Origin of the sequence: Kitasatospora sp. NPDC056327, from assembly GCF_042261735.1 — a bacterium.
GTDB lineage: Bacteria > Actinomycetota > Actinomycetes > Streptomycetales > Streptomycetaceae > Kitasatospora.
On the sequence record NZ_JBHJRC010000538.1, the window covers coordinates 1 to 1,691 of the forward strand.

Annotated in this window: 3 protein-coding genes; 2 read left to right on the forward strand and 1 reads right to left on the reverse strand. The window is 74.4% G+C overall.

Going from position 1 to position 1,691, the window contains the following annotated elements; all coding sequences use genetic code 11:
- Window positions 1-151: 151 nt before the first annotated feature.
- Window positions 152-721, reverse strand: coding sequence for a DUF2199 domain-containing protein (locus tag ACFCX4_RS36130; RefSeq protein WP_376151703.1), 570 nt, complete (start codon window positions 719-721; stop codon window positions 152-154).
- A gap of 106 nt (window positions 722-827) precedes the next feature.
- On the opposite strand from ACFCX4_RS36130, the gene ACFCX4_RS36135 reads away from it, so the two are divergent.
- A complete protein-coding gene (locus tag ACFCX4_RS36135; protein ID WP_376151707.1) occupies window positions 828-1,202 on the forward strand; it encodes a helix-turn-helix transcriptional regulator in 375 nt (124 codons plus the stop codon).
- 10 nt (window positions 1,203-1,212) lie between these two features.
- A complete protein-coding gene (locus ACFCX4_RS36140) occupies window positions 1,213-1,629 on the forward strand; it encodes a VOC family protein (RefSeq protein ID WP_376151705.1) in 417 nt (138 codons plus the stop codon).
- The last annotated feature ends 62 nt before the right edge of the window (window positions 1,630-1,691 follow it).

Here is a 1,691-nt window from a genome sequence, read left to right on the forward strand (position 1 = left end):
GGCCTGCCCGCCCGGCCGGCGGTGGCTGCCCGGCGGGTCCGGCGCCGGTGCCTGGGCGGTCCGGGCCGGACTGCCCGGGCCGCCCCAGCCCCCGCCGCCCCGTACCGGGCGGGCGTCCGGTGCCGCGCCCCCGGGCGTGCGGCCGCGCGCCTCAGCCGCGCAGCAGCAGCTCCGCGAACTCGCGCACCCGCGCGCCGGTGATTCCCTCGCGCTGCTCGACGGCGAGCGGATGGCCGGTCGGCTCCAGCTCGATCAGCGGTCGCCGGCCGACGGCCTGGGTGCGCACATGGGTCTTGAGCAGCAGCGTGGACTCCGGGTAGACCGGCAGCTCGGTCACCAGCCAGCCGAAGTACGGGGGTTCCTGCTCCCGGGCCGGGTCCTCCCACAGGTCGTGCATCCGGGCGAAGTTCGGCTCGCTCAGGGAGACCCAGACGCCCCAGGAGAAGGACTCCCCGCCGTCCAGCACCGGGATCTCGATCAGGCCGTGGACGTAGAACTCCCGGCCCTTGATCACGCACTGGTCGGCGGTCAGCTCGCTGTCCCGGCGCCGGGCGTAGCGCGGCTTCCAGCCCACCGGCGCCGGGGAGCCGTAGGACAGCGGCGGGCCGTCGTGCCGCCCGTCGCAGCAGGAGCAGGTGTAGTGGTGGCCGTCCCCCGGACCGCCGGCGGACTGCTCGGCGGGAGGCGTGGCGGGGGGTGCGGCGGCGTGCTCGGTGGACATGGCGGTGAGCATAGGTGACCTGCCGGGATCCGCCGTCACCGCCCTGTGGGAGGGTGGGGGAGTGAACCTGGAGGACCTCGCCCGGCTGCGCCGGGCCCGTGACGCGATGGACCGCGACTACGCGCAGCCCCTGGACGTCGCGGCGCTGGCGCAGGTGGCGCTGATGTCGGCGGGGCACTTCTCGCGCAGCTTCCGCGCCGCCTTCGGCGAGACCCCGTACAGCTACCTCATGACCCGGCGGATCGAGCGGGCCAAGGCGCTGCTGCGGCGCGGGGACCTGTCGGTCACGGAGGTCTGCTTCGCGGTGGGCTGTACCTCGCTGGGATCGTTCAGCTCCCGCTTCACCGAGCTGGTCGGGGAGAGCCCGAGCGCCTACCGGGCCCGTGACCACGCCGACGGCGCGGGGATCCCCGCGTGCTACGCCAAGCTCTACACGCGACCGGTCAGGAACGGAGAAGCGAAACTCCCGCCCCGGTCGTAGCGTGAGGCGCATGGACATCAAGCTTTCGCAGTGCTTCATCGCCGTCGACGACCACGACAGGGCGCTCGCCTTCTACCGGGACGTGCTCGGCCTGGAGGTGCGCAACGACGTCGGCTTCGAGGGCATGCGCTGGGTCACCGTCGGCTCGCCGTCCCAGCCCGACGTGGACATCGTGCTCGAACCGCCGCTGGCGGACCCCAACGCCTCGGCCGCCGACCGGCAGGCCATGGCGGAACTGCTGGCCAAGGGCCTGCTGCGGGCGGTCATCTTCGCCACCGAGGACTGCGACGCGACCTTCGAGCGGGTCCGCGCCGGTGGCGGCGAGGTCCTCCAGGAGCCGATCGACCAGCCCTACGGGGTGCGTGACTGCGCCTTCCGCGACCCGGCCGGCAACATGCTGCGCTTCGCCCAGCGCAGGGCCGGCTAGCGTCCGGTGCCCGCGGCCGGACCGGCGGCCACGCGCGGCCACCGGCGATCACCCCGATCGCC

What these genes read in the sequence shown, in the direction of transcription:
- ACFCX4_RS36135 (WP_376151707.1), top strand. Translation starts at nt 828, where the DNA reads ATGGACCGCGACTACGCGCAGCCCCTGGACGTCGCGGCGCTGGCGCAG.
- ACFCX4_RS36140 (WP_376151705.1), top strand. Translation starts at nt 1,213, where the DNA reads ATGGACATCAAGCTTTCGCAGTGCTTCATCGCCGTCGACGACCACGAC.
- ACFCX4_RS36130 (WP_376151703.1), bottom strand. Translation starts at nt 721, where the DNA reads ATGTCCACCGAGCACGCCGCCGCACCCCCCGCCACGCCTCCCGCCGAG.